The organism is Dietzia sp. IBK-p2-16D, assembly GCF_057773085.1.
On sequence record NZ_JBYMTL010000002.1, the window covers coordinates 647257 to 670739 of the forward strand.

General features: G+C 72.0%; 24 protein-coding genes. 19 read left to right on the plus strand and 5 right to left on the minus strand.

The features are described 5' to 3' along the window. Window positions 1-528 precede the first annotated feature (528 nt). The 11 genes from AC3DE3_RS07370 to AC3DE3_RS07420 all read left to right on the plus strand — a co-directional run bounded on the left by AC3DE3_RS07370 (window position 529) and on the right by AC3DE3_RS07420 (window position 9438). The gene (locus tag AC3DE3_RS07370) at window positions 529-1212 is read left to right on the plus strand and encodes a hypothetical protein (RefSeq protein ID WP_488369525.1); all 684 of its coding nucleotides are present in this window, start codon (window positions 529-531) and stop codon (window positions 1210-1212) included. A 1-nt stretch (window position 1213) separates the two neighbouring features. Beyond that, the gene (locus tag AC3DE3_RS07375) at window positions 1214-2188 is read left to right on the plus strand and encodes a hypothetical protein (protein ID WP_488369526.1); all 975 of its coding nucleotides are present in this window, start codon (window positions 1214-1216) and stop codon (window positions 2186-2188) included. 137 nt (window positions 2189-2325) lie between these two features. Then, a complete protein-coding gene (locus AC3DE3_RS07380) occupies window positions 2326-3210 on the plus strand; it encodes a sulfurtransferase (protein WP_488369527.1) in 885 nt (294 codons plus the stop codon). A 102-nt stretch (window positions 3211-3312) separates the two neighbouring features. Beyond that, on the plus strand, window positions 3313-5520 hold the full coding sequence (locus tag AC3DE3_RS07385) for a hypothetical protein (RefSeq protein ID WP_488369528.1): 2208 nt from the start codon (window positions 3313-3315) through the stop codon (window positions 5518-5520). A gap of 134 nt (window positions 5521-5654) precedes the next feature. Beyond that, window positions 5655-6212, plus strand: a complete 558-nt coding sequence (gene pyrE, locus AC3DE3_RS07390) for an orotate phosphoribosyltransferase (RefSeq protein WP_154829749.1) — start codon at window positions 5655-5657, stop codon at window positions 6210-6212. Window positions 6213-6217: 5 nt separating this feature from the next. Next, the gene (locus tag AC3DE3_RS07395) at window positions 6218-6982 is read left to right on the plus strand and encodes a lysoplasmalogenase family protein (RefSeq protein WP_488369529.1); all 765 of its coding nucleotides are present in this window, start codon (window positions 6218-6220) and stop codon (window positions 6980-6982) included. Beyond that, on the plus strand, window positions 6979-7791 hold the full coding sequence (locus AC3DE3_RS07400) for an SDR family oxidoreductase (protein WP_488369530.1): 813 nt from the start codon (window positions 6979-6981) through the stop codon (window positions 7789-7791). The genes AC3DE3_RS07395 and AC3DE3_RS07400 overlap by 4 nt, the downstream gene beginning before the upstream one ends. Then, window positions 7788-8477 (plus strand): TrmH family RNA methyltransferase, encoded by a 690-nt coding sequence (locus AC3DE3_RS07405; protein WP_260488920.1) that lies wholly within the window; start codon window positions 7788-7790, stop codon window positions 8475-8477. The genes AC3DE3_RS07400 and AC3DE3_RS07405 overlap by 4 nt, the downstream gene beginning before the upstream one ends. Before the next feature lie 72 nt (window positions 8478-8549). After that, a complete protein-coding gene (locus tag AC3DE3_RS07410) occupies window positions 8550-9029 on the plus strand; it encodes a DUF2975 domain-containing protein (RefSeq protein ID WP_488369531.1) in 480 nt (159 codons plus the stop codon). Beyond that, complete coding sequence (locus tag AC3DE3_RS07415; RefSeq protein WP_260488918.1) at window positions 9029-9235, plus strand: helix-turn-helix domain-containing protein; 207 nt, start codon at window positions 9029-9031, stop codon at window positions 9233-9235. Before AC3DE3_RS07410 ends, AC3DE3_RS07415 begins: the two co-directional genes overlap by 1 nt. Then, window positions 9232-9438, plus strand: a complete 207-nt coding sequence (locus AC3DE3_RS07420; protein WP_260488917.1) for a hypothetical protein — start codon at window positions 9232-9234, stop codon at window positions 9436-9438. Before AC3DE3_RS07415 ends, AC3DE3_RS07420 begins: the two co-directional genes overlap by 4 nt. Window positions 9439-9457: 19 nt before the next feature. On the opposite strand, the gene AC3DE3_RS07425 is transcribed toward AC3DE3_RS07420, so the two are convergent. Beyond that, window positions 9458-10150, minus strand: coding sequence for a DedA family protein (locus tag AC3DE3_RS07425; RefSeq protein WP_488369636.1), 693 nt, complete (start codon window positions 10148-10150; stop codon window positions 9458-9460). A gap of 78 nt (window positions 10151-10228) precedes the next feature. On the opposite strand from AC3DE3_RS07425, the gene AC3DE3_RS07430 reads away from it, so the two are divergent. The 3 genes from AC3DE3_RS07430 (at window position 10229) to AC3DE3_RS07440 (ending at window position 14229) form a co-directional block, all read left to right on the plus strand. Further along, window positions 10229-11224 carry an MsnO8 family LLM class oxidoreductase gene (locus tag AC3DE3_RS07430; RefSeq protein WP_488369532.1) on the plus strand — a complete coding sequence of 332 codons (996 nt, stop codon included), beginning with the start codon at window positions 10229-10231 and terminating at the stop codon, window positions 11222-11224. A 130-nt stretch (window positions 11225-11354) separates the two neighbouring features. Further along, window positions 11355-12398 (plus strand): class II fructose-bisphosphate aldolase, encoded by a 1044-nt coding sequence (gene fbaA, locus AC3DE3_RS07435; RefSeq protein ID WP_260488915.1) that lies wholly within the window; start codon window positions 11355-11357, stop codon window positions 12396-12398. Between the two features lie 217 nt (window positions 12399-12615). Then, the gene (locus tag AC3DE3_RS07440; RefSeq protein ID WP_488369533.1) at window positions 12616-14229 is read left to right on the plus strand and encodes an HNH endonuclease signature motif containing protein; all 1614 of its coding nucleotides are present in this window, start codon (window positions 12616-12618) and stop codon (window positions 14227-14229) included. 54 nt (window positions 14230-14283) lie between these two features. Here the strand turns inward: AC3DE3_RS07440 and AC3DE3_RS07445 are convergent, their stop codons facing one another. The 3 genes from AC3DE3_RS07445 to AC3DE3_RS07455 form a co-directional block, all read right to left on the minus strand. Then, window positions 14284-14877: an Rv0361 family membrane protein gene (locus AC3DE3_RS07445; RefSeq protein WP_260488913.1), complete on the minus strand. Its 594-nt coding sequence runs from the start codon at window positions 14875-14877 to the stop codon at window positions 14284-14286. Window positions 14878-15020: 143 nt separating this feature from the next. Then, window positions 15021-16661 (minus strand): alkaline phosphatase D family protein, encoded by a 1641-nt coding sequence (locus AC3DE3_RS07450; RefSeq protein WP_488369637.1) that lies wholly within the window; start codon window positions 16659-16661, stop codon window positions 15021-15023. A gap of 209 nt (window positions 16662-16870) precedes the next feature. Next, the gene (locus tag AC3DE3_RS07455; RefSeq protein WP_488369534.1) at window positions 16871-18265 is read right to left on the minus strand and encodes a trimethylamine monooxygenase; all 1395 of its coding nucleotides are present in this window, start codon (window positions 18263-18265) and stop codon (window positions 16871-16873) included. A gap of 290 nt (window positions 18266-18555) precedes the next feature. Between AC3DE3_RS07455 and AC3DE3_RS07460 the strand changes: the two genes are divergently transcribed. Then, a complete protein-coding gene (locus AC3DE3_RS07460; RefSeq protein WP_260488911.1) occupies window positions 18556-18972 on the plus strand; it encodes a DUF3151 domain-containing protein in 417 nt (138 codons plus the stop codon). Next, entirely contained in the window at window positions 18929-20218 is a 1290-nt protein-coding gene (locus AC3DE3_RS07465) for an FUSC family protein (RefSeq protein WP_260488910.1), read from the plus strand. Before AC3DE3_RS07460 ends, AC3DE3_RS07465 begins: the two co-directional genes overlap by 44 nt. Here AC3DE3_RS07465 and AC3DE3_RS07470 read toward each other — a convergent pair. After that, window positions 20163-20831, minus strand: a complete 669-nt coding sequence (locus AC3DE3_RS07470) for a hypothetical protein (protein ID WP_260488909.1) — start codon at window positions 20829-20831, stop codon at window positions 20163-20165. The genes AC3DE3_RS07465 and AC3DE3_RS07470 overlap by 56 nt on opposite strands. A 44-nt stretch (window positions 20832-20875) precedes the next feature. Between AC3DE3_RS07470 and AC3DE3_RS07475 the strand changes: the two genes are divergently transcribed. The 3 genes from AC3DE3_RS07475 to AC3DE3_RS07485 are packed head-to-tail and all read left to right on the plus strand — an operon-like array spanning window position 20876 to window position 23455. After that, entirely contained in the window at window positions 20876-21748 is an 873-nt protein-coding gene (locus AC3DE3_RS07475) for a LamB/YcsF family protein (protein WP_488369535.1), read from the plus strand. Further along, window positions 21745-22539: a 5-oxoprolinase subunit B family protein gene (locus tag AC3DE3_RS07480; protein WP_488369536.1), complete on the plus strand. Its 795-nt coding sequence runs from the start codon at window positions 21745-21747 to the stop codon at window positions 22537-22539. Before AC3DE3_RS07475 ends, AC3DE3_RS07480 begins: the two co-directional genes overlap by 4 nt. Before the next feature lie 16 nt (window positions 22540-22555). Continuing rightward, window positions 22556-23455, plus strand: a complete 900-nt coding sequence (locus AC3DE3_RS07485; protein WP_488369537.1) for a 5-oxoprolinase subunit C family protein — start codon at window positions 22556-22558, stop codon at window positions 23453-23455. The last annotated feature ends 28 nt before the right edge of the window (window positions 23456-23483 follow it).

The following is a 23483-nucleotide window of genomic DNA, read 5'->3' on the forward strand; positions in this document are numbered from 1 at the left end:
GTCTGACGAGTCCGGTGTCTGACGGGCCCGACCACCCGGGATGGTGGCCGGGCCCGTCTCTCGTCGTGACAGGGCGTCCGCACGGCGTTGCCGAGCTGGTGTGATGTATATCACATCAGCGATTCCAGGGGTGGGTGGGCGGCGGCCGGGGTGCTCCCGGGGCGGCGCTCAAGTTCGGTCGAGGGCGGTGATCGTGATCCGGGGACGGGCTCCCGGGGCGAGTGACCGAGGGCTCAGTGTCTGCTGCGGGCCGTGGTGGCGGAGTCGGGCCAGGCACATCGCCGCTGGTAGAAAATGTGCCGATATGTCCATTCGTCCGGACTTTCGCTCCGCACCATTTATTCGAACATTTCAGGGCCTTTCCGGTCCGCGAAACCGAGGAGATTTCTGGAATATCGACCCTCTTCCAATCCGGGATTTTCCTGGGTCTTTACCGGCACAAATGCTGCTTGACCTGTGTTTAGCTGTGTGGTCCTCTTGTGGTCAGCGGGCGCCCGTCCCGCCCATCCGGAGACCACAGGAGCCCTCGTGAACAACTACCACCATTCGAACATCGTGCCCTTCCCGCATGCCCGCACCGAATCCGTCTCGGTGATCGTGGACGGATGGAACGTCCTACTCGGAGCCGCAGACGGATTCGGCTACTCGCGACGCCCACTCTCGACTTTCACGCTCGACATGCCCCGCCTCGCGGATGGCGTCGTCGCCCGTCGCCGATGGGCGGGCAGGGCGGTGCGGATCGGGATCATCCTGGGGAGGCATGAGAGGGCCGCCAACCCGGCGGCCCGTGCCTCCCAGGACGCCGCCGCGCGACAGTGGGCCCGTGACTCCCGGGTCACCCTGATCGACCCCGGGATGGTCCCGGTCGGCCGGGCAACGGCCGAAGTTGCCACCGCGGGAGACCGGACGACCCACAACACCGTGGTCCCGATCCGCCGATTTCGCGAGGAGTACGGGGACGCGGCGGTCCAACAGTTGCTGACGCAGTGGACGGATGACGGTCTCACCGACGCCGCGATCCTCCTCAGTGCGGACGCGGACCACGCCGGGTGCGTAGCCGATATCCGCAGGAGACGCCGGACATACGTGGAGGTCGCACGCTGGGAGTGGCAAGCCTCCACGCTGTGGCAACCCGGCCTCTGGGTGCACCACCTGGCTCCCGACCTTCTCGACTCCGTCACCACTTACCGCGATCCCCGAAAGGCGGCCTGAGATGACCGACCCTCGCGACCCCATCCCGTCCGACCCCGACCCCGAGGGCCTGCCGCCCACTCCGCTGAGCCCCGCGCCTCCCAACCTGGGGGGACCGACGGACGGTGACTCGACGGGAGGCACCCCGGTCCTGGTCACGGTGTCCCATCTGTGGGAGGAGCAGGATCGGGGCATGGACTACGCCCTCGAAGTGGTGGAGTACCTCACCGTGGACCTGGCCACCTGGCTCTCGGACATCGCCCCGGACGGTTCCGGACGAGGTCAGGAGGCCTCTGAGCGGGCCCGCCACCTGGGCAGGATGGTGGACCAGCTCTGCACCATGAGCACCCTGGTTGAGCTGTCCCTGCGCCAGCGCCGCGAGCTGGGTGACCCCACCACCGCCTGGGTCCTGCTCGAGCAGGCCCGCCAGCAGCTCGGCTGGGCGGCCCGCACCGCCGGGGCTCTCGCCCGGTCGATCGCCGGGGAGGAGGGGGACATCGCCGCCGGCCCGGCCGGTGCCGACGCCAGCCCGACGGACGACGCCCTCTCCGACCAATCGCTGCCCGGCGACGAGACGACGATGGTCGGCGACGCCGTGGAGTTCCTCCTCGAGCGGGATCTAGACCCCCGTCCGGACCACGCGAATGAGTTCCTGGACATGGGCGACGGCGTCGGAGTGATCCCCGACCCGCGGCCCCTGACCCCGCTCGAGATGGTCCCGCTGCAGTTGCTCTCCGCGAGCGCCATGCAGCGCGGATCGGTGATCGACGATCCGGCCCCCCGGGCACTCGTGGACCGGATGGCGTACGGGACCTACGTGGCCAGGGTGCTCGACGAGGCGTCGGAGCTCCTCCGCGAGCGAGGTCGCGCGGCCGGCCAACGCGAGCTGGAGCGTCTCGCCGACACAGGTCAGGAGGCCGCAGACATGATGTGGCAGCTGACGCCGGGGCCGATGGAGGTGTTCGCCCCGCGCAGCGACGGGCCTGCGGCAGCCTGAACCGCGGTCCCAGGTGGCGGCGGGTCCACCTCCGGGCCCGGCTCGCTCGGACGGCATCCCCGGTGTCCCGCGACGCCTGTCCTCCGCGGCGCTGCGGGGAGGGGTCACCTCGTCGTCACAAGGACTATCCTGGCCACGTGACCAGAGAACCCGCCCCCGCCCCCACCCCCCAGGTCAGTCCCCTTCTCGTCACGGCCCGCGAGCTGATCGAGGACGTCGCCACGCTGCCGACCCCCGTCATCCTCGACGTGCGCTGGCAGTTGGGCGACACCCGCGGCCGCGAGCACTACTGGTCCGGTCACATCCCCGGTGCGCAGTACCTGGACCTGCCCGGTGACCTCGCGGGGCAGCGCAACGTCCGCGAGGGCCGCCACCCGCTCCCGTCGCCGGAGGACTTCGAGGACGCGATGCGCCGGGTCGGGATCGACGAGGACAGTCGCGTGGTGATCTACGACGACTGCGGCAACACCTCCGCGGCGCGCGCCTGGTGGCTCATGCGCTGGGCCGGCAAGACGGACGTCTACCTGCTCGACGGCGGGCTCAAGGCGTGGATCGCGGAGGGGGAGGACCTGGCGGTGGGGCCCGGGAACCCGGTCTCCCGCGGCAACGTCACCTTCGACCTGGACCACATGCTCACCGTTGGCATCGAGGACGCCGCCGCGTGGCCCGAGCGGGGAGTGCTCATCGACGCCCGCACCCCGGAGCGTTACGCGGGTCGCACCGAGCCGATGGACTCGCGGGCCGGGCACATCCCGGGTGCGGTCAACATGCCCACGGGGAACTTCCTCGATGAGCGCGGCCACTTCCTGCCGGCCGACGAGATCCGGAAGATGTTCGCCGACGTGGGCGTCGCCAGTGGGTCGGACGCGGTCGTGTACTGCGGTTCGGGCATCCACGCCTGTCACGCGTTGGCGGCCATGGAGGTCGCGGGGCTCGAGACGGGCCGGTTGTTCCCGGGTTCGTGGTCGCTGTGGTCGGCGGACCGGAAGCGGCCCGTCGCGATCGGTGATCAGCCCCGCTAGTCGCCCTCCGCTCCACCCCACGCCCGTTCTCACGCCGGTCGCGCCCCCACGCGCCGCTGCGCCTGGCCGGGCAGACCGCCGCCGCTGACTACCCTTGAGGGCATGGTCTGGATCTGGTTCCTCGTGGCCCTCGTGCTGCTCGCCGCGGCGCTCGTCCTGTTGCGCCTGGACGCCAAGCAGCGCGGCGGCGCGCCGGGCGTCCCTCGTCGCGCGAAGCGGCGGGCTGTCGCCTCGTCGCCGGTGGGGGAGGCGCCGGGCGATGACGCCGACGCATACGACGACAACCGGGACGACGACGAGGACCCGCTCGTCGGCGCGCCGGCGGGCGAGGTCGAGCAGGACGCCGGGTCCGCCGATCGGTCGGGGGAGCCCCGTCTCGCGCCGTTCCAGCGGTCCGAGGCGCCCGGCATCGAGGGCGAGATGGCAGCGGGCGGGGTGACCGACGGCGGCGCCGAGCCGGCGGTGGACGACCTGCCGGAGCCCGCCGCGGCCGTCGTCGCTCCTGAAGGTCCCGACGCCGACGCCGGCGCCGACTCCGACGCTTACGTCGACACCGGCGCCGACGTCGACACCGACTCCGGCGCGGACGCCGTAGCGGACGTGCACGCCGACGCCGATGCCGGGCCTAACGCGCTGACCGGTCCGACCGCTCCCGCGCCGCTCGATCCGGCCGAGCCCACGGCGGAGTCGTCCCCGCGGCTGCTGGACCGGGTCCGCGCGCTGCTGCCCGCGCGACGGTCGCGGGGCGCCGCCCCGGAGCCGGTCGCGGAGCGCCCCGCCGACCCACTGGCCGATTCGCCGGTCGTGCGCTGGCTGGAGGACCGCGAGTTCGCGCCCACCCCCACGCCGGCGCCGGAGTTCATGCACGGTGACTTCGCCGGTGGGCTCAGCGCCCTGGGCACGGTGTCCCACGGCGTGTTCCGGGGCCGCCGGGCGATCATGGGCGTCACCGGGGGGCGTACCGTCCTCGCGCTGCGCCGCGACACGGCCTCCGACGTGGTCCTCGACCTGAGCCGCCCGGACGTCGACGCCGAACCCGGATTCCACGACGCCGGCGAGGTCGGCGCACTGGAGGCCCGGACCTCGGACTACGGACGTCTGGACCTCATCGACCGCGACCGACTGGCCGACTCCGTCCGCGGGGTCCCTGCCGGGGTGCGGCGCGTCTGGGCCGAGGGCGAGTGGGTCGCGGCGACGATCGACGGCGTCGACGATCCCTCCACCTGGGATGACGTGGTGGTGGCGCTACACGGGGCGGCCGATGTGTTGGCCCCGTTTCCGCCTATCGGTGGGCGGGCCCGCGCGCTGCCCTCGGAGATCGATCCCGGGTCGCCCGGTGCCGCGGCGGGACCCGAGGCCGACCCCACCGTCGGGATGGACGGCGAGGTCGGCACCGGCACGAACGGCGCCCCGGCGACCGCCGCGCTGCCCGACCCGGAGGACTTCGCCGTCGTCGACGACGAGGGCACCGACCCGGTGGCCGGCGAGACCAGCGACACCGACACCGACGGACAACCGGAGGATGTCGCCGGCGACTCCTCCGCCGCGGAGGCCTCCGCGCCGGCACCCGAGCCCCGGCGGGCCGGCCACCTACGCCTGGTCCCCGACCGGACGGGCGTACGCGACCTGACCGACGTGCCCGTCGTGGCCGACCGGGGGGACCCCGCCGATGACACCGCGGACGGCGCCGAGCCGGGACAGACCGCGGAGCGCGCCGTCGAGGAACCCGACCCGTTCGCCGAGATCATGGAGCCGTCGGGGCCGGTCCCGGCCCGCGGCGACGTCGCCGCCGACCACCTGGCGCCCAGGCCCCCGCTGTCGCGCCCGACCCGCGGTGTCGGGCAGGCCTATCCCGAGGACGCGTCGGTCCCGCCGCTGGCCGCGGGTGCGACGACCGGCGCCGCCGGTATCAAGCCGCTCGGCTCGGAGGACGACGAGGACGAGATCCGCGACGAGGTCGAGCGGTTCGACGCCGCCCGCATCGACGGTGGCTCCGACCTCGATCGCACGTCGGGCGGCCGGCATGGGGCCGACGCCGCCGAGGAGAGCCAGGAGGGCGAGTCGGGCCGGCTGACGGTCGCGGACCTCGCGGCCAAGGTGGGGGCGTCGCCGTCGAGCGGGCGGCGTCATCATCGGCGCGCGGAGCCGGACGAGCAGGCTGACGAGCAGGCTGACGAGGTGACTGCCGAGCAGTCCGACGACCAGGCCAGCGAGCAATCGGACGAGGCCACCGGCCGCGAGCGTCCCGGCATCGACCCGGACGTGGAGCAGACCGCGAAGCTTCGGCTCCCGCCCGACATCAGGGACTGACCCGACGCCGCAGCGGGTCGGGGCGTTCCGGGGGCGGACTAGAGTCGGGGGCAGCCGTTCCGCCCACCGTGTCACCACAAACCGTGTCACCACACAACCGTGTCAATGAACACCGTGTCCCCGCGAGGAGTCCCATGACCGATCCCGTCACCGTCGACGCCCAGGCCCGCACGCGACTGTCCGAGCTGGTCGCCGAGCTGGCCGTCGTCCACGGACGCGTCACCCTCTCCTCGGGGCGCGAGGCCGACTACTACGTCGACCTGCGCCGCGCCACGCTGCACCATGAGGCCTCGCCCTTGATCGGACGGCTGCTGCGCGAACTCACCGCGGACTGGGACTTCGACGCCGTCGGTGGATTGACGCTGGGCGCCGATCCGGTGGCCACGGCGATCATGCACGCGCCGGGCCGGCCGATCAACGCGTTCGTGGTGCGCAAGGAGGCCAAGAAGCACGGGATGCAGCGCCGCATCGAGGGCCCCGACATCGTCGGTCGCCGCGTCCTGGTCGTCGAGGACACCACGACCACCGGGAACTCGCCGCTCACGGCCGTGGCCGCCCTGCGCGAGGCGGGCGCCGAGGTCGTGGGCGTGGCCACCGTGGTGGACCGCGCGACCGGCGCCGACGACGTGATCCGGGCCGAGGGCGTGGAGTACCGCGCGTTGCTGGGCCTGACCGACCTGGGACTGGAGTAACGAGGATGAAGACCACGACGACGACGAGGGCATTCCGTGATCGCCTGGTGCAGGCGCTGACGGAGCGGGTGGGCGCACTCACCGACACCTCCCGCCCGGAGGGGCCCGCGTTCCTCGCGGCCACCGCGGGGACGGAGATCGCCAAGGCCACCGGGGTCGGCGCGCTGGAGAAGCTGTGCAAGCCGGTGATCGTGCCGGCGGCGCTGACGATCGCACTGCGCGACGGCCGCCTCTCCGCGGTCGACACCGCGCTGCTGTCCGTCACCGGGGCGGGGTACACGGCGGGCGACGTGATCCTCATGCTCGGCGGCGGCCATGCCAGCCGATCGACATCCCGTCTCGTCGCGGGGGCCGCTGCGTTCGGGGTGGGGCACCTCGCACTCGGTGGACTGATGCTGCGTTCGGGGCTGCGGTTCAAGCCGGTGCAGTCCGCGGTGCACGGCGTGGTCGCCGGTGTCGCCGGTGCGGTGCTGCTCACGGAGGACCGCCGCAACGCCCCGCTCGCGGCATACGGCGGGTTGCTCGCCACGCTGTCCGCGCTCGCCACCTCCGTCGACCGGTCGCACGGCCCGGCGGCCTCGGTGCTGGCGGTCGCCGGGCCGGTGTTCCTGCTCAGCGATTCGCTCATCCTGGCCCGCCGCCGGGCCGAGGGCGGGACCGCCCTCGCCCGGGCGCTGGACGTCGGAGTGATCGACACCTACGCCACGGCGGCGCTCCTGCTGCTCACCGGCACCGCCGCGGCCGCCCGGAACGCCGGGAGCAGGCCGTGACCGCCTCCGGAATCCCCCGCACCGTCCTCGTCACCGGTGCCGGGCGAGGAATCGGTGAGGCGACCGCCCGCCGGTTCGCCGACGCCGGCTACCTGGTCGGCGCGTACGACCTCGAACCCTGTGCGTGGGCCGAGGGTGACGACCGCGTCGTCACCGGTGCCCTCGACGTCACTGACCCGGGCGCGTGGGAAGCAGCTCTGGCCGAGCTCACCTCCCGCAGCGGCGGCGCGCTGGACGTGCTGGTCAACAACGCCGGACTGCTCTACGGCACGCCGTTCATGGACGCGAGTTTCGAGAAGGACTCCGCGCTGGTGGACGTCAACGTCAAGGGCGTCCTTTACGGCTGTCGGGCCGCGTTCCCGTTCCTGCGGAAGGCCTCCACCCCCACCGTGGTGAACCTCTGTTCGGCGTCGGCGATCTACGGCCAGGCCGAGATGGCGACGTACTCGGCCACCAAGTTCGCGGTCCGCGGTATCACCGAGGCCCTGGACCTGGAGTGGGCGCCCCACGGCATCAGGGTGTGCTCGGTGTGGCCACTGTACGTGGGCACGGGGATGCTCGAGGGCGTCGACACCGCCGGGATGCGCACCATGGGCGTGCGCCTCACCGAGGGCGACGTCGCCGGCGAGGTCCTCGACCTGGCCGAGCAGACGCGACGGAGGCCCACCGGGATGGTGGGCCGGATCCGCAGCGCGCTGGGCCGCGAGGTCCATCGACCGGTCGGGGCGCAGGCCACCGCCATGTATCTCGCCTCGCAGGTCGCCCCGGGTCGCCTGGTCAAGCTGTCCAACCGGCGCCTGACCTCGTGACGGAAGTGGATCCGCAGGGCCCGGCGGACTCCACGGAGCCCGCGGCGGGCCCCACCGAATGGGGCGAGGGCGCGGTCGGCGTCGGCCCGTGGGAGCTCGAGCACCCGGACGAGCCGCGTCCGGTCGGCGACCGGTGGGATCCCGACCTCCTCGACCAGGGGGATCGCCGCAACGTGGTCGACCGCTACCGGTACTGGCGCCGCGAAGCGATCGTCGCCGACCTCGACACCCGGCGGCACCCGTTCCACGTGGCGATCGAGAACTTCGGGCACGACGCCAACATCGGCACCGTGGTGCGCACCGCCAACGCCTTCCTGGCGGCCGAGGTGCACATCGTGGGGCGGCGACGCTGGAACCGGCGCGGAGCCATGGTCACCGACCGCTACCAGCATCTGCGTCACCACGAGGACGTGGCCGCGCTCATGGACTGGGCCGAGTCCGAGGGGCTGCCGGTCGTCGCCGTCGACAACCTTCCCGGCGCCGAGCCGCTGGAGACCGCTCGCCTGCCGCGCGCCTGCGTCCTGCTCTTCGGTCAGGAGGGCCCCGGGGTGAGCGACGACGCCCGCCTGCGTGCCGCGAAGACCGTCTCCATCGCCCAGTTCGGCTCGACCCGGTCGATCAACGCGGGGGTGGCCGCCGGGATCGCGATGCACGCCTGGATCCGCGAACACGCCGCTCCGGCCTGAGCGCCTCGCCCTGAGCGCCCCGCCCGGGCGACGCCTATTGATTTTCGATAGATAGTGGCCCATAGTCGTTGCATGGAGATCGAAAGACGAGCGGTACTTCCGCTGCGGGTGTTCCTGGTGGTGCTGTTCGCGATCCTGGTCCTGTTCGAGGTGATGTCGCTGCCGGGTCAGTTCGCGCACATGGCGGAGACGACGCCGGAGGCGGCGCATCTGCGCTGGCCGCTGACGGCCGTATCGATCTACTGGGTGGTGTGCACCCAGGTCGTGGTGGTGGCCACCTGGAAGTTGCTCTCGATGGTCAAGGCCGACCGCATTTTCACGGACGCGTCCCTGGTCTGGGTCGATGTGATCCTGGGGGCGATCGTCGCGGCCTGGGCGATGCTCGTGGTCGTACTGGTGCTGGTCGGCATCAACGCTGACGACCCAGGTCTCCCGCTCCTGCTCTTCCTCGTCGTCGTCGTCATCACGGTCGCCGCGCTTCTCATGGTCGTCATGCGCGCCCTGCTGCGGCAGGCCACCTCCCTGCGCTCCGAGATGGACGCGGTGGTCTGATGCCGATCGTCGTGCGGATCGACGTGGAACTGGCCAGGCGCAAGATGAGCGTCGGCGAGTTCGCGGAGCGGGTGGGACTGACGCCGGCGAACGTCTCGGTGCTGAAGAACGGCCGGGCCAAGGCTGTGCGGTTCAGCACTCTCGAGGCCATGTGCCGCGTCCTCGAGTGCCAGCCCGGGGACCTGCTGGAGTGGGTGGAGGAATGAGGCGCGCGCTGCACTTCGCACTGGTGCTGACCGCCGTGCTGGTCGCGATCGCGCTGGGGGCGACGGCGGTCGTTCTCGGCGAGGCCGACGACTCTCCGGGGCTGCAGGGGATCGGGGTGCTCGTGGTGATCGGGGCGACGGTCGCCGCGCTGCGCTGGCGCGGACCGGGGTGGCGAGGGCCGGGGCGGCGCGGGCCGGACTAGGCGGCGGGCCGGCGACGACTCAGGCGGCCGGGGCGGCCGGCCCGTTGCGGATCCGGGCGAGGAGCTTCGGTCCCGCGGTGATCAGCATCGGCAGCACCGACACCAGCACGATCCCGATGAGGATGAGATCGATGTGCTCCTTGATGAAGGTGAACTGGCCGAGCCACGCGCCGAGCGCGGTCACGCCCGCCGCCCACAACAGGGCCCCGATCACGTTGAACGCGACGAAGACCCGGTAGCGCATCCCGGCCATGCCCGCGACCAGTGGCGCATAGGTGCGGACGATCGGCACGAAGCGGCACAGGATGATGGTCGCAGGGCCCCACTTCTCGAAGAACTCGTGGGACTCGTGGATGTAGGTCTGCTTGAAGAACCGCCCGTCCGGCCGCTCCCGCAGGTGATGTCCCCAGCGGTTGCCGATGAAATACCCCACCTGGTCCCCGAGGAATGCCGCGATCGGCGCGGTCACCAGCACCACCCACAGTGGGGCGAAGGGATTGTCCTGCTGTGTGAGCAGGCCCGCCGTGAACAGCAGGGAGTCCCCGGGCAGGAACGGGAACAGGAGGCCGGACTCGATGAAGACCACGGACAGCAGTGCCGGGAGGATGGCCTTGCCGAACGGCCCGTCGCCGGACAGCCAGAACTCGGGATCCATGAAGCCGGGGCCCAGCGCGAGGACCTGAGGGGCCTGCTCGGCCAGGAGGTGCGTGATCACCGGGGCATCATAATCCGCCCGCCCGTGATCCTGCAGCGCGCGGGACCCCGCCACCCGCGGCGCTACGGTGGGGTCGTGGCCCCCACAGACCTGCCGGACACCCTCCGACTGTCCCTCCTGGACAGGTCGCGGACCCGCGTCGGCGAGTCCCACGCCGCCGCGATCGAGGGCACGCTGGTCCGCGCGGAGCGGGCCGACGCCCTGGGGTTCCACCGCTACTGGACGGCGGAGCACCACTCCGTCCCCGGCATCGCGAGCGGGAGCCCGCCCCTACTGGTCGCGGCCGCCGCCGCGCGCACCACGCGCATCCGGCTCGGCTCCGGGGGCGTGATGCTCGCCCATCACCGGCCGCTGGTCGTCGCCGAACAGTTCGCCATGCTCGAGGCCATGCACCCGGGCCGGATCGACCTGGGGGTGGGGCGTTCGCTCGGGTTCACCGCGCCGGTCCGCGAGGCGCTCGGTGTCACCGACTACGGCACCGACGCCTTCGCCCGCGACATCACGGCCGTACTCGACTTCCTCCACGGCCGCGGCCCCGTCACCTCGCTGCCGGTCGTCGAGGACCCGCCCCCGGTGTTCGTGCTCGCCACCGGCCGGGGCCTCGAGGTCGCCGCGCGCGCCGGCCTGCCCGTCGTGGTCGGGGGACCGCGACTGCTCTCCGACCCCACGCCGCTGGACCGCTACCGCGAGACGTTCCGGCCGAGCGACGCCACGCCGGAACCGTACGTGGTGGTGAGCCTGGAGGTGATGGTCGCCGACTCCATCGAGGACGCGAGGGGCCTGCTGCTGCCGGAGGCCTGGGCGATGGCCGAGTCGCGGGAGACCGGGGTGTTCGGCCCGCTCCGGTCGCCGGCGGAGATCCTGGACCGAAGATTCCGTCCGCAGCAGCTCCGTCGGATGGAGGACTGGATGGCGGGGGCCCTCCACGGGGAAGCCGGGAAAGTGGCGGGGGAGCTCGCCGCGCTGGTGGAGCGGACCGGGGCCGACGAGATCATGGCCTCGACCTCGACATTCGACCGCGACGACCTCGCCCGGGCCGACACCGCGCTCGCCGAACTGCTCCGCCGGTAGCGTGTCGCACCCGGCTCGCGGGTGCGCCCCGTCACGCTGGCCTAGGCTGGAGGGTGTGCGCCCACCTCCACAGGGGTGCGGCGCCCCGAGATGCGCACGTCGCACAGCCGAGAACCCTGGAGGAGACCACATGCCCATCGCAACTCCCGAACAGTACAAGGACATGCTCGACCGGGCCCGTAACGAGGGCTTCGCCTACCCGGCGATCAACTGCACGTCCTCGGAGACCATCAACGCGGCCATCAAGGGCTTCGCCGACGCCGGGTCCGATGGCATCATCCAGTTCTCCACCGGCGGTTCCGAGTTCGGCTCGGGCCTGAACGTCAAGGACATGGTCACCGGCGCGGTCGCGCTCGCCGAGTTCGCGCACGTCATCGCTGCGAAGTACGACATCCTGGTCGCGCTGCACACCGACCACTGCCCCGAGGACAAGCTCGACGGCTTCGTACGACCGCTCATCGAGATCTCCCAGGCGCGCGTCGACCGCGGCGAGAACCCTCTGTTCCAGTCGCACATGTGGGACGGCTCGGCCACCCCGCTCGACCGCAACCTCGAGATCGCCAAGGAGCTGCTCGAGAAGACGGCCAACGCCAAGCAGATCCTCGAGATCGAGATCGGCGTCGTCGGCGGCGAGGAGGACGGTGTCGAGAACGAGATCAACGAGAAGCTCTACACCTCCCGTGAGGACTTCGAGGCCACCATCGACGCACTCGGCGCCGGCAACACCGGGCAGCGTTATCTGCTGGCCGCGACCTTCGGCAACGTCCACGGTGTCTACAAGCCGGGCAACGTCAAGCTCAAGCCCGAGGTGCTGAAGATGGGCCAGGACGTCGCGGTCGAGAAGCTGGGGCTCAACGCCGGTGACCTGCCGTTTGACTTCGTCTTCCACGGCGGTTCGGGCTCGGCCAAGAGCGAGATCGAGGAGGCGCTGTCCTACGGCGTCATCAAGATGAACGTAGACACCGACACCCAGTACGCGTTCACCCGTCCGATCGCCGCTCACATGTTCGGCAACTACGACGGTGTGCTCAAGGTCGACGGCGAGGTCGGCAACAAGAAGGTCTACGACCCGCGTTCGTACCTGAAGAAGGCCGAGCAGGCCATGTCCGAGCGCGTTGTCGAGGCGTGCAACGACCTGAAGTCGGCGGGTAAGTCCAAGGGTGCCGCTGCTTGATCGAACGCGGCCTGATCGGTACGGCCTGATCCCGCCCGTCTGACCGATCAGTCCTCACCGCGGTCCGACCCCGCCCCACCAGCGGCGCTCCTCCACTCGGAGGGGCGCCGCTGTCGTACGCGGACCCTTCCGGGGTCGAACTCTTGTGCTAGTTCCGCAGCGCCGGTACAATCGCTTGTATGTTCGATTACGGCGCGGCGTCGGAGGGGGTGCGGTGATGAGCGAGAAAACGGGAACGACGACGAGCTCGGCCTCCGCCGGGGCGCTTCGCGCCGTGTCGGAACCCCTCGACACGCTGGGCGCCGAGGCGCTGAGCGAGGTGGCGCGCTCGGCCACGCTGGCACAGAACCTGGCAGCGGCGACCCGGCTGCACGCTGCCCACCTGCTGGTCGAGGCAATGGGGCGTCTCGACCGGGAGGCCCGGGAGTCGGCGCACGGGCAGCAGTCCACCGACTCCCGTCCCGACTATTCCCGGCTCGAGCCCGCCGATCGGGCGCGCGATCATCTGGCCACGGCCATGTCGCTGACCGGGTGGCACGCCGCGCGGCTGGTCACGGCCGGCGTGCAGATCCACACCCGGCTACCGCGGCTGCGCAAGGCGGTCGAACGGGGACTGGTCCCCGAACAGTTGGCGATCGACGCCGCCTGTCGCCTGGCAGGGGTTCCCGACCAGATCATCGGCGCGGTGGAATCGGACGTCGTCGGCGCCCTGACCCGAGACCTCGACGGTGGTCACCGGCCAAGCCGGGTGGCACTGGACACCGCGGTCGACGCGTCCCGGGAGCGTCACGACCCGCAGGCCGCCGGCGATGCTGTGGCCGCCGCCATGGAGCAGCGCACGGTCCGGTTCCGTCCGGCACGCGACGGCATGACCAGCGTGTGGGCCTCGCTGCCCAGTGGCGACGCCGAGAAGTTGCGCCGCCGGATCGACGCCGCCGCCCGCGCCGCCTCCGAGGCGGGCCACCCCCGCACGCGGGACCAACTGCGCGCCGACGCGCTCTGCGCACTCGGGGACCCGACCACCGACGACATCGGCACCAGCCTGTACGACCCGGAAGGGCCCGCCGACAGCGGCAGCGACACGGATGCTGCTGCTTCTGCTGCCGCCGCCCGCGCCGGCGACGCCCCTGCCGACACCGCCCCTGCAGACACCGCCCCGGCCGGCGCCGGCAGGCCGCAGCTGGGCGCGTCGTGGGGCACGGAGCAGCCCATCCGGATCTCCGTCATCGACAGCGTCGCCCAAGGACTGCCCAACCGCGTGCAGTTCGTCAACGGCGCCTACTCGAGCTTCGACTGGCTGTGCGAGGAACTCCTGTCCGGCGGCGACGCGAAGGTGAGGTTCGAACTGATCGACCCGCAGCCGGGGGCCCAGGACAAGCCGGACGCGATGCTCAAGTACGCCATCACCCCGGCGCTGGCCGAGCGGATCCGGCTACGCGACGGGACCTGCCGTCACCCCGGCTGCACGGTGGACGCGTATGACTGCGAGATCGACCACGCCATCGCCTTCGACCACCAGCGTCCTGAGCTGGGCGGGCCTACGGCCGAGTGGAATCTGTTCTGCCACTGCCGGAAGCACCACCGGGAGAAAACCTTCGGCCACTGCGCCTACCGGCCGGGGCCTCTGGGCGAGCTGACGATCATCACCGAAACCGGACACGAACACCGCACCACACCCCACGGGCCACTGGCCCAGGCACGTGACCGGATTCTCGACCACCAGTGGCGACTTCACCTCGACCGCCTCATCGCCGATGACGGCCACTTCACCAACCCGCCCGGCATCGAGCGGGACAGCCGCAACGGTCAGCGGCCGACCCGGCCAGCTTGAGCGTCGGCAGGTCGCCGGGCGGCCGGGCCACCTCCTGACGGCCGGCGGGGCGGCTCAGCCCGGCTGCTGGTCCTGCGGGACGGCACCCATCCCGACGCCGGGCTGGCACATCTTCCACGCACCGTCCTCGTCGCGCATATGGATCTGCTCCGGGCCCGAACCGTCCGACTCCGACTCGACGGTCGCGGTGGCCTCGGTCCCGTCGCCCGAGATTTCCACCCCGAGGACCTCGAGATCCTGGGGGAACGACCCCGCGATCGACTCGCGGAACATCGAGTCGAGGTCGGAACCCGTCGCCTCGCTCGACGCGGTGATGGTGTCCACGAGCTCCTGCGGGACGCGGTTCTCCGCACACATGTGACCGTTGAACTCGGCGAACGACTCCGCCGAGCTCATGCTCTCCAGCGTCTGCTCGACCTCCCGCTCGGCCCGCGCGGACGACGACAGCGGTCCGGCGAGGACGAGCCATGCGAGCGCGGCGATCACGAGGAGCGCCACCACCACGGCCGCCGCGACGGCGCCACGGCCCCGCCCGCCGCGACCGCCCAGCTGGCCACTGCCCGGACGTGCCCCACCCTCCGGGCCCCCGCCCGACTGTCCCGCGGGGTTCGGATCCCCGGCGGCCGGCTGCTGGCTCGTCGTCGTCATCTACTACTCCCGGTGCGCGTCGCCGGCCCCGGACGGGCCGCGTCGACCCGCCACCGTAGTCGACCGACCCGTGATTCCGGGGGTGCAGGGGCCCCGCCGGATCGGGCGAGTGGCCATGCCGTTCGGGGGACCGGCCCCGCCGTTCAGGGGAGCAGTCCAGCGGGTTCCAGGCGGTCGGTGCCGTGCGGGGAGCGCCAGCTGGCCATCGGATACGCGCCACTGTTCGGGTCCTCGCGCGCGACGAGGGCCCAGTAGTCGGCGTGGGCGTAGTCACGGGTGAACTCGACGACGGTGAAGCCGTGGCGGTCGAGGTCCGCCCAGCGTACGTGCCGGTTCACGCCGGTCAGCGCACCCTGGGCAGCCTGGGAGAGCGGGTTGCCCTCGGGAAGCCCGCCCACCATGTCGTTGATGTTGTTGCTCGTGATGGACGGGGTGACGAATTCGACCGCACCGGTGCCGGCCCCCGGGTAGTCGGCCGGATCGAACGGCACCTCGTTCGCCCAGGACGTGTGGATGTCCCCGGTGAGGAAGACGTGGTTCCGGTTACCGGTGCCGCGGATCACCTCGAACAGGCGTCGACGCTCACCGGCGTAACCGTCCCACTGATCGGAGTTGTAGGTGATGCCCTCGCGGGGGACGCCCAGCAGTTCGGTGAGTGCGCCGGTCGTGCGCGGGTCCAGCGGCGGGATGAGCACGGGCGTGACCATCACCGAATTCCCGATGACGTTCCAGCGGGCCGTCGACGAATTCAGCCCGCGGGCCAACCAGTCGAACTGCTCCGGGCCGGTCATCGTGTTGGTCTGGTCGATCGCGCGGCCGTCGAGCCGGTCGGGGCTCTCGGAACGATAGGAGCGCAGGTCGAGCATGGAGATCTCGGCCAACGACCCCCAGCGCAGGCGTCGGTACAGGTGACCGCCATCGCGCAGGGACTCCGGCCGGACGGGCATCCACTCGAAGTAGGCCTGCGCGGACGCGGCCTTGCGATCGTGGAACGGTCCCTCGTGCGGCTGGTGGTTCTCAGCGCCGTGCTCCCAGGAGTCGTTGGCGACCTCGTGGTCGTCCCACGTGCAGATCCACGGCACGTGCGCGTGCAGGGACTGCAGGTCGGAATCGGTGTGGTACTGCGCCAGCCGGATCCGGTAGTCGGCCAGGGTGACGATCTCGTGCGGCGGCTCGTGCGGGCGGATCGCCCCGGCGGCGGCGGTGTACTCGCCGCGGCCGTACTCGTAGATGTAGTCGCCCAGTTCGATGATCGCGTCCAGGTCCCCGCGCGCCTCGAGGTGACGGTAACCGGAGAAGTACCCGGCCTCCCAGTTGGAACAGGAGACCACGCCCACCCGCCAGCGACCGGTCGTGGGCATGGCGCCGTCGGCGGGGGCGGTGCGGGTGCGGCCGGTTCGCGAGACCTCGCCGAGCGCGCGGAACCGGTAGTGGTACCAGCGGTCCGGCGCCAGGCCGGTGCAGTCGACCTTGACCGTGTGGTCGCGGCCGGCGTCGGTGACGAGGGACCCGGTGCGCACGGGCGAGGTGAAACCGGGGTCGGTGGCGACCTCCCACGCGACGACGACGGGGTCACCGATCCCGGAACCGGGGCTCGCCTGCGGGGTGGGCGTCACCCGCGTCCACAGGATGACGCGGTCCGCCATGGGGTCGCCCGAGGCCACACCGTGCCGGAAGACGACGCCGGGCGCTGCTCCGGCGAGAGCGGAGTGGCCCGCCAGCACGCCGGTCCCCACCGCGGCGCCGGCCAGGGCTCCCGCCTTGAGCAGGGAGCGACGGCCGATGCCGGCGGTGGGGCGGGCGGACTCCGTGGACCCGGGGGGAGTGGACCCGGGGGGAGTGGACCCGGAGGGAGTGGACCCGGGGGACGCGGGCGAGGAGGGCGCGGGCGAGGGGGGCGCGGGCGAGGATGCAGGAGACGCGGTCACGCGCTCAAGTCTGTCTCCTCGGGTCGGGCCCGGCAGCGGATTCGCCCCCAGACGCCACCGAGGGTTCACTCCCCGGCGACGGGGACGTCCACCTCCGCTGCGGAGTCGGCTCCCGACGCGAGCTGGTCCCCGGCCACGAGCTCCTCGAGCTCGGTCTTCGCCGGCGTCGAGAGGTACCGCTCGCGGGAGTCGTCCAACTCCTGGAGCCACGGGGTGTGATGGACGGACGCCATGGTCCCGGTGAGGACGGACCGGTACGGCTTGTCCCGGTAGGTCAGGATGTTCTTCTTCTTGTCCTCCTTCCAGGCGAGGAAGATCTCGACCACCTGGTCGAGGTCGAACATCGGGTAGTCCGTGGCCTCGATGAGGTCGCGGACGTAATCGGCCTGGAAGCGCACGTCGTCGGCGTCCCCTTCCAACTCCTGGAAGCGGTTCCGCCAGGCCCGCATGTGGGCGACCCGCTCCTCGGCGGACGGCAACTTGGCCCGGCCCAGGATGAGGTCGCGGACGTACCAGGCCTGGGCGTCGAACATGTTGAACGTGAACCACTGGTCCTGGGCGCCCAGGTAGTAGACCTTGGGGTTCTTCTGCCACACCACACCGCGGTACAGGCCCGCGGGATAGATGTTGTTGGGCGACTGTAGGGCTAGCTCCGCGGGCAGGAACGGGTACTTGTGGAGGTAACCGGTGCACAGGATCACGGCGTCGAACTCGCGGGTCTGGCCGCCGGTGAAGTGGACGGTCTCGCCGTCGAACCGCCGGACGAGCGGCAGTTCCTCCATCCCGTCCGGCCAGTCGTAGCCCATGGGGGCGGTGCGATAGGAGATCGTCACCGAGCGGGCGCCCATCTTGAAGGCCTGGACCCCGATGTCCTCGGCCGAGTAGGAGGCGCCGATCAGCAGGACGCGCTTGTCCGCCAGCTTCTCGGCTCCACGGAAGTCGTGGGCGTGGCGGATCGACCCGGGGAAGGTCTCGATCCCCGTGAAGTCCGGGATGTTCGGGTACGAGAAATGCCCGGTGGACACGATGATCCGGTCGAACTCCGACGAGGTCGTCTTCCCGGACTTGAGGTTCTCCACCGTGACGGTGAAGGTGTCCAGCTCGCGGTCGTAGTCCACCCAGCGGACGGCCGTGGAGAACTGGACCTTGTCCTTGACGTTCGAACCCTGGACCCGTCCGTCGATGTAGTCCCACAGGACCTCACGCGGCGGGTAGGACGAGATCGGCCTGCCGAAGTGCTCGTCGAACGTGTACTCGGCGAACTCGAGCGCCTCCTTGGGGCCGTTCGACCACAGGTTGCGGTACATGGAGGAGTGCACCGGCTCGCCGTACTTGTCGGTGCCCGACCGCCAGTTGTAGTTCCACTGGCCGCCCCAGTCGTCCTGCTTCTCGTAGGCCACGATCTCGGGGATCTTGGCCCCGGACCGCTGCGCCGACTCGAAGGCCCTGAGGGCCGCCATCCCACTGGGGCCGGCTCCGATGATCGCAATACGCTGTCGTGACACAGGTTTCCTTCCGGCCCACGTGCGGCCTGTCCGTTGACTCCGTCCGGTTCCGGTGGAAGCTCGTCCGACGCGTTCTGGTACTCCGCGTTACGGGGCCTCGACACCGGGACCATGATCGCTCCGAAGGGGCGTGCACTGCTGCCCGCGACGAGCGCACGGCGCCCCCCGCGGGGACGCCGTATGCCCTCCACCATAGCCAACGGGGCCGAAGGTGGCGATCCGGCGGATTCATGGACAATGGGGTCATGACCCAGTTCGGAGATCTCCTCGGCCCCCCGCCCACCCGTCTCACCGGTGACCCGGAGGCGGAGGCCGCCGTCGCCGCCGGTGAGGATCCCCGCACCGTGGCGGCCTCCCACCCCACCGCGTCGATCGCCTGGGCCGAGCTCGCCGAGCGTGCGCTCGACTCCGGCGAGGTGATCAGCGCCTACGCGTTCGCCCGCACCGGTTATCACCGCGGGCTGGACCAGCTTCGCCGCCACGGCTGGAAGGGCTTCGGCCCCGTGCCGTACGACCACGAGCCCAACCGTGGCTTCCTCCGTTGCGTCGCCGCGCTGGCCCGCGCCGCGCAGTCGATCGGTGAGGAGGACGAGTACATCCGCTGCCTGGACCTGGTCAATGAGTCAGACCCGCACGCCGCCGCGCCTCTCGGCCTGGCGTGACCGGCTGGACGCCCGCGCGCTGGGCGTCTACGCCGCGCTTCCGGGCCCGCTGAGGGCGCGCACCCGGCGTCTCGGTTACGCGTTCCTGCCGATCCTGCAGTGCGGCCTCGCCGCGGGGCTGGCGTGGTTCCTCGCCCACGACGTGCTGAACCACGCGGCACCCTTCTTCGCGCCCATCGCGGCCGCCATCGCCCTGGGCACCGGCATGGGGCGTCGTGTGCGCAGGGGGGCGGAGTTGGTGCTCGGCGTCATCGTCGGCGTCGGGTTGGGCGACCTGCTTATCCGGGAGATCGGCTCCGGCGCGTGGCAGATCGTCGTCGTGGTGATCCTCGCGATGTCGGCGGCGGTGTTCGTCGACCGCGGGGCCATCACCGGCACCCAGTCGGCCTCCTCGGCCATCCTCGTGGCCACCATCCTGCCGCCGGGCAGTGCGGGCGGGTACGAACGCATGCTCGATGCGGCGGTGGGCGGCGTGGTGGCACTGGCCGCGATGGCGCTCATGCCCGTCCATCCGCTGCGCCGCGCCCGCCGGGAGGCGGCGTCGCTGTTGGGGGTGGCCTCGTCGGTGCTCGCCGAGGTCGCGGACGGGTTGGAACGGCGGGACTCCGAGCTCATACGTTCCGCCCTGCAGGACGCCCGGGACACCCAGCCCGCCGTCGACGCGATCTCCGAGCAGCTCGCGGGAGCGCGCGAGTTGGTGCGGATCTCCCCGTTCTACCGGCGACGGCGCCCGGAGGAGATCGTCCTGACGAGCATGCTCAACCCGCTGGACAACGGCATCCGCAACATCCGCGTCCTCGCGCGCCGGGCGATCGTGGCGGCCGACGACCAGGTAGACGTGCCGCCTGCGCTGAGCTCGTTGATCGCGGGGCTGGCAGGGGCGCTGGAGGTGCTCACGAGGCGGGTGGCCGCGGACCCCGACGCCCCCACGGACGCCGAGGTCCACCGGGAGTTGCGGGCGGTGGCGTCCCGCGCCAAGCGGGAACTGGTCGCGGGATCGGGCCTGACCGAGACCGTCATGCTGGCTCAGCTGCGGTCGATCCTCGTGGACATGATGCAGGTCGCGGGGCTCAGCAAGATCTCGGCGCTGGCCACCCTGCCGCCGACCGTGCGTAGGCCCGCGGTCGAGCCGGAGTTGCTGGAGGAATGGCCGGACTCGCCGGACCGGCCCACGTCGGTGATGCCGCCGCTCAGGGCGACACGAGCCTCCATGGCTCGGTATGACGATAGAAAGTCGTCCTCTTGATGGCGCGCCTGCCGGTCACCCCGTCACGGGTGAGCAACCCGGCCTCGGTGCCCAGTTGTACCGCCCGGGCCGCCACCCACTGACGGCGTCGCAGCCTGCGTGGCCGGGCGGCGGTGGCGCGGACCCCCGGCATCTCGAGCGTGGGCCGGACGGTGAGGGTGGCGGTCTCCCCGGAGAAGACCACGGTGTCGTCGGCGTAGGCCTCGCCCACGAGTCGGGCGCCCCCGGTCCCGTGCACGAGGGCCTCGCCGACGAGGACCGTCCCGGTCTCGTCGCGCACGAGCGGAACCTCGCGGGCCGTGCCCCGGACGCCGAGCTTGGCGGCCTCCGACCCGGTCGGTAGGCCGTAGGCGCGGGTGGCGGGGGTGGGCTCGTCGGCGACGTAGGCGACCTCGGCGTCGAGGTTCTCGGTCCGCAGGAGGCGGGTGAGCAGTGCGGCCAGCGCGGCGTCGGTGCCGCAGAGCACGAGGCGGCGGCCCGGGCCCACCTCGGCGAGGGCCCGGTTGACCTCATCCTTGGTCGGCACCTCGCTGACCTGGATACGGGGACGTTCTCCGAGAACCGTCGGGACCGGCGACGAGCCGCAGCGGATGACGATCATGACCTCCATCATGACCGCCCCTCCTGCCAGGGGTGAACCTGGGGCAGGATGGAAGGGTGGTTGGACAGGCGCGCAGGATCGATCTCAACTGCGACCTCGGCGAGGCCCGCCGGGGGACGCCGCGCTGGACCGCGTCGCTCGCCCCCTCCGCCGGACCGGATCCCGATGACGCCGCGCTTCTCGATGTGGTGACCTCCGCCAACGTCGCGTGCGGCTTCCATGCCGGCAACCGGCCCACCATGAACGCCACCGCCGCCGCGGCCGCGCAGCGGGGGGTCGCGCTGGGTGCGCACCCGTCATACCGGGACGGCGCGAACTTCGGCCGGATCGAGCACGAGCTGGACCGGGAGGAGGTCGCCCGGCTGGTGGAGTTCCAGTTGGTCGAGCTGGACATGGCGGCTCGACGTCGCGGCACCCGGGTGCGGTACGTCAAGCCCCACGGTGCCCTCTACAACCGTATTGTCCGGGACGCCGAGCAGGCCGCGGGCGTCGTGGATGCCGTCCTCCGGTACGCCGACCTCGCCGACGAGGAGCCGCTGCCGATCCTCGGCCTGCCCGGTGCGGTGGTGCTCGCCCATGCCGAGGCGGCCGGCGTCCCCGCGGTGACGGAGGCGTTCGCCGACCGCGGGTACCGGCCCGACGGCACCCTGGTCCCACGGGGTGAGCCGGGTGCGGTGATCACCGATGCCGACGAGGTCGCCGACCGCGTGGTGGCGATGGCGACCGGCCGGGCGATCACCACCCACGAGGGCGCGCGGGTGGTGGTCACCGCTGCCTCGGTGTGCGTGCACGGTGACACCCCCGGTGCCGTCGACCTCGCCCGCCGCGTGCGCGGGTCGCTCGAGTCGGCCGGGGTGGAGGTGGCGCCGTTCACCCGGCCGGGCGGCGCGCATGGGCGCGGCGTGGTGGGGGAGCCGGGCACGGGATGACGACGACGAGGATCCGCCGCTGCGGGGAGACGGCGCTGTTGCTCGACTGTGCCGATCTGGCCGAGGCCGTCGCGCTGGCCGGGAGGATCGAGCAGTTGCGGCCCGAGGCGCTCGATGTGGTCGCGGCGGCCCGCACGGTGCTGGTGACCGCGCGGGACGCCTCCGCCCTGCGGGGGCTGCGTCGGCGGCTCGAGGCTCTGCTCGCCCAGGATCCGCCCGCCGCTGCGCCACCCTCCCGAGATCCGCTATCCGAAAACCGGATCGGCGCCTCTGATCCGAATAGCGGACCCGGAAGGGGAGTAGCGGATTCGGTGGGAGGTGGGGGGCGGGAGGTGACGATCGGCGTCCGCTACGACGGGCCCGACCTGGCCGCCGTCGCCGACCTCGCCGGGATGTCGACCGAGGCGCTGGTCCGCACCCACACGTCGATCACGTGGCGGGCCGCGTTCGGTGGGTTCGCACCGGGGTTCTTCTACCTCGTCGACGCGCGGGAGCTGGATGCGGGCGCGCGGGATGCGGGCCGGCCGGATGTGGGCGGGCCGGCCGAGGCCCCGGCGCCGACACCCGCCCTGCCTGCGGTGCCGCGGCTGGGCTCGCCGCGCGCGCGGGTCCCGGCCGGATCGGTGGGACTGGCGGACCGCTTCTGCGCCGTCTACCCGGGTGCCTCCCCGGGCGGGTGGCAGCTCCTCGGCACCACCGACGCCCCGCTCTGGGACCTCGACCGTCCGTACCCCGCCCTGCTCGCCCCGGGGATGACGGTCCGCTTCCGTGAGGAAGGCGGGCCCCGATGAGCCCGGAACGACCCCGATGAGTCTGCTGGTGCTGCGGGCCGGGCCGTCCGCGCTCGTGCAGGACCTCGGTCGTCCCGGCCACGCCTCTCTCGGGGTGACGGCCTCCGGGGCCGCCGACCGCGCCGCCGCGGCCACCGCCCTGCGGGCCGTCGGCACCGACCCGGCGGCCGCAGTGCTCGAGGTGCTGCTCGGCGGGCTCACGCTCATGACGGACGCGCCCGCGATCGTGGCGGTCACGGGGGCGGAGGCCCTCGTCGTCGTCGTGACCCCGGGCGGTTCCCGACGCACCGCCGCCACCGGTGAGGTCCTCCGGCTGGAGGCCGGGGCGAGCCTGGAGATCGGCCGGCCCGTCACCGGGGTGCGCAGTTACGTGGGCGTCCGCGGGGGAATCGACGTCCCGGCGGTGCTGGGCAGTCGATCGCGCGACACCCTGGCGGGGCTGGGCCCACCGCCGGTCGTGGCCGGCGATGTGCTGGACGTCGGCGACGCCGTGGTGGGGCCGTGGGCAGACGGGTGGCAGGTCTCCGCCGGGACCGATGCGAGCGACAGCGGGCGGCGCACAGTCGAGCTGGACGTCATCCCCGGGCCGCGCGACGACCTGTTCCCGGCCGGCGCGTGGGACGTACTCGCCGCGACCGGACACGTCAGCGGGCACGCGGACAGGGTGGGCGTCCGCATCGACCCCGCCCGCCCCGTGCCCCGACTGCGACGCGGTGAGATCCCCAGCGAGGGCATGGTGCGCGGAGCGGTGCAGATCCCCGCCGACGGTTCGCCCGTGGTGTTCGGGCCCGACCACCCCGTCACCGGCGGATACCCGGTGATCGGGGTGCTCACCGCCCGCTCGGCGGACAGGATCTCGCAGCTCCTGCCCGGAACGCCCGTGCGACTGCGCAGGCTGCGGGGGGTCGGCGACTAGGGTGAGAGCGCGAATGCGACTATTCTGG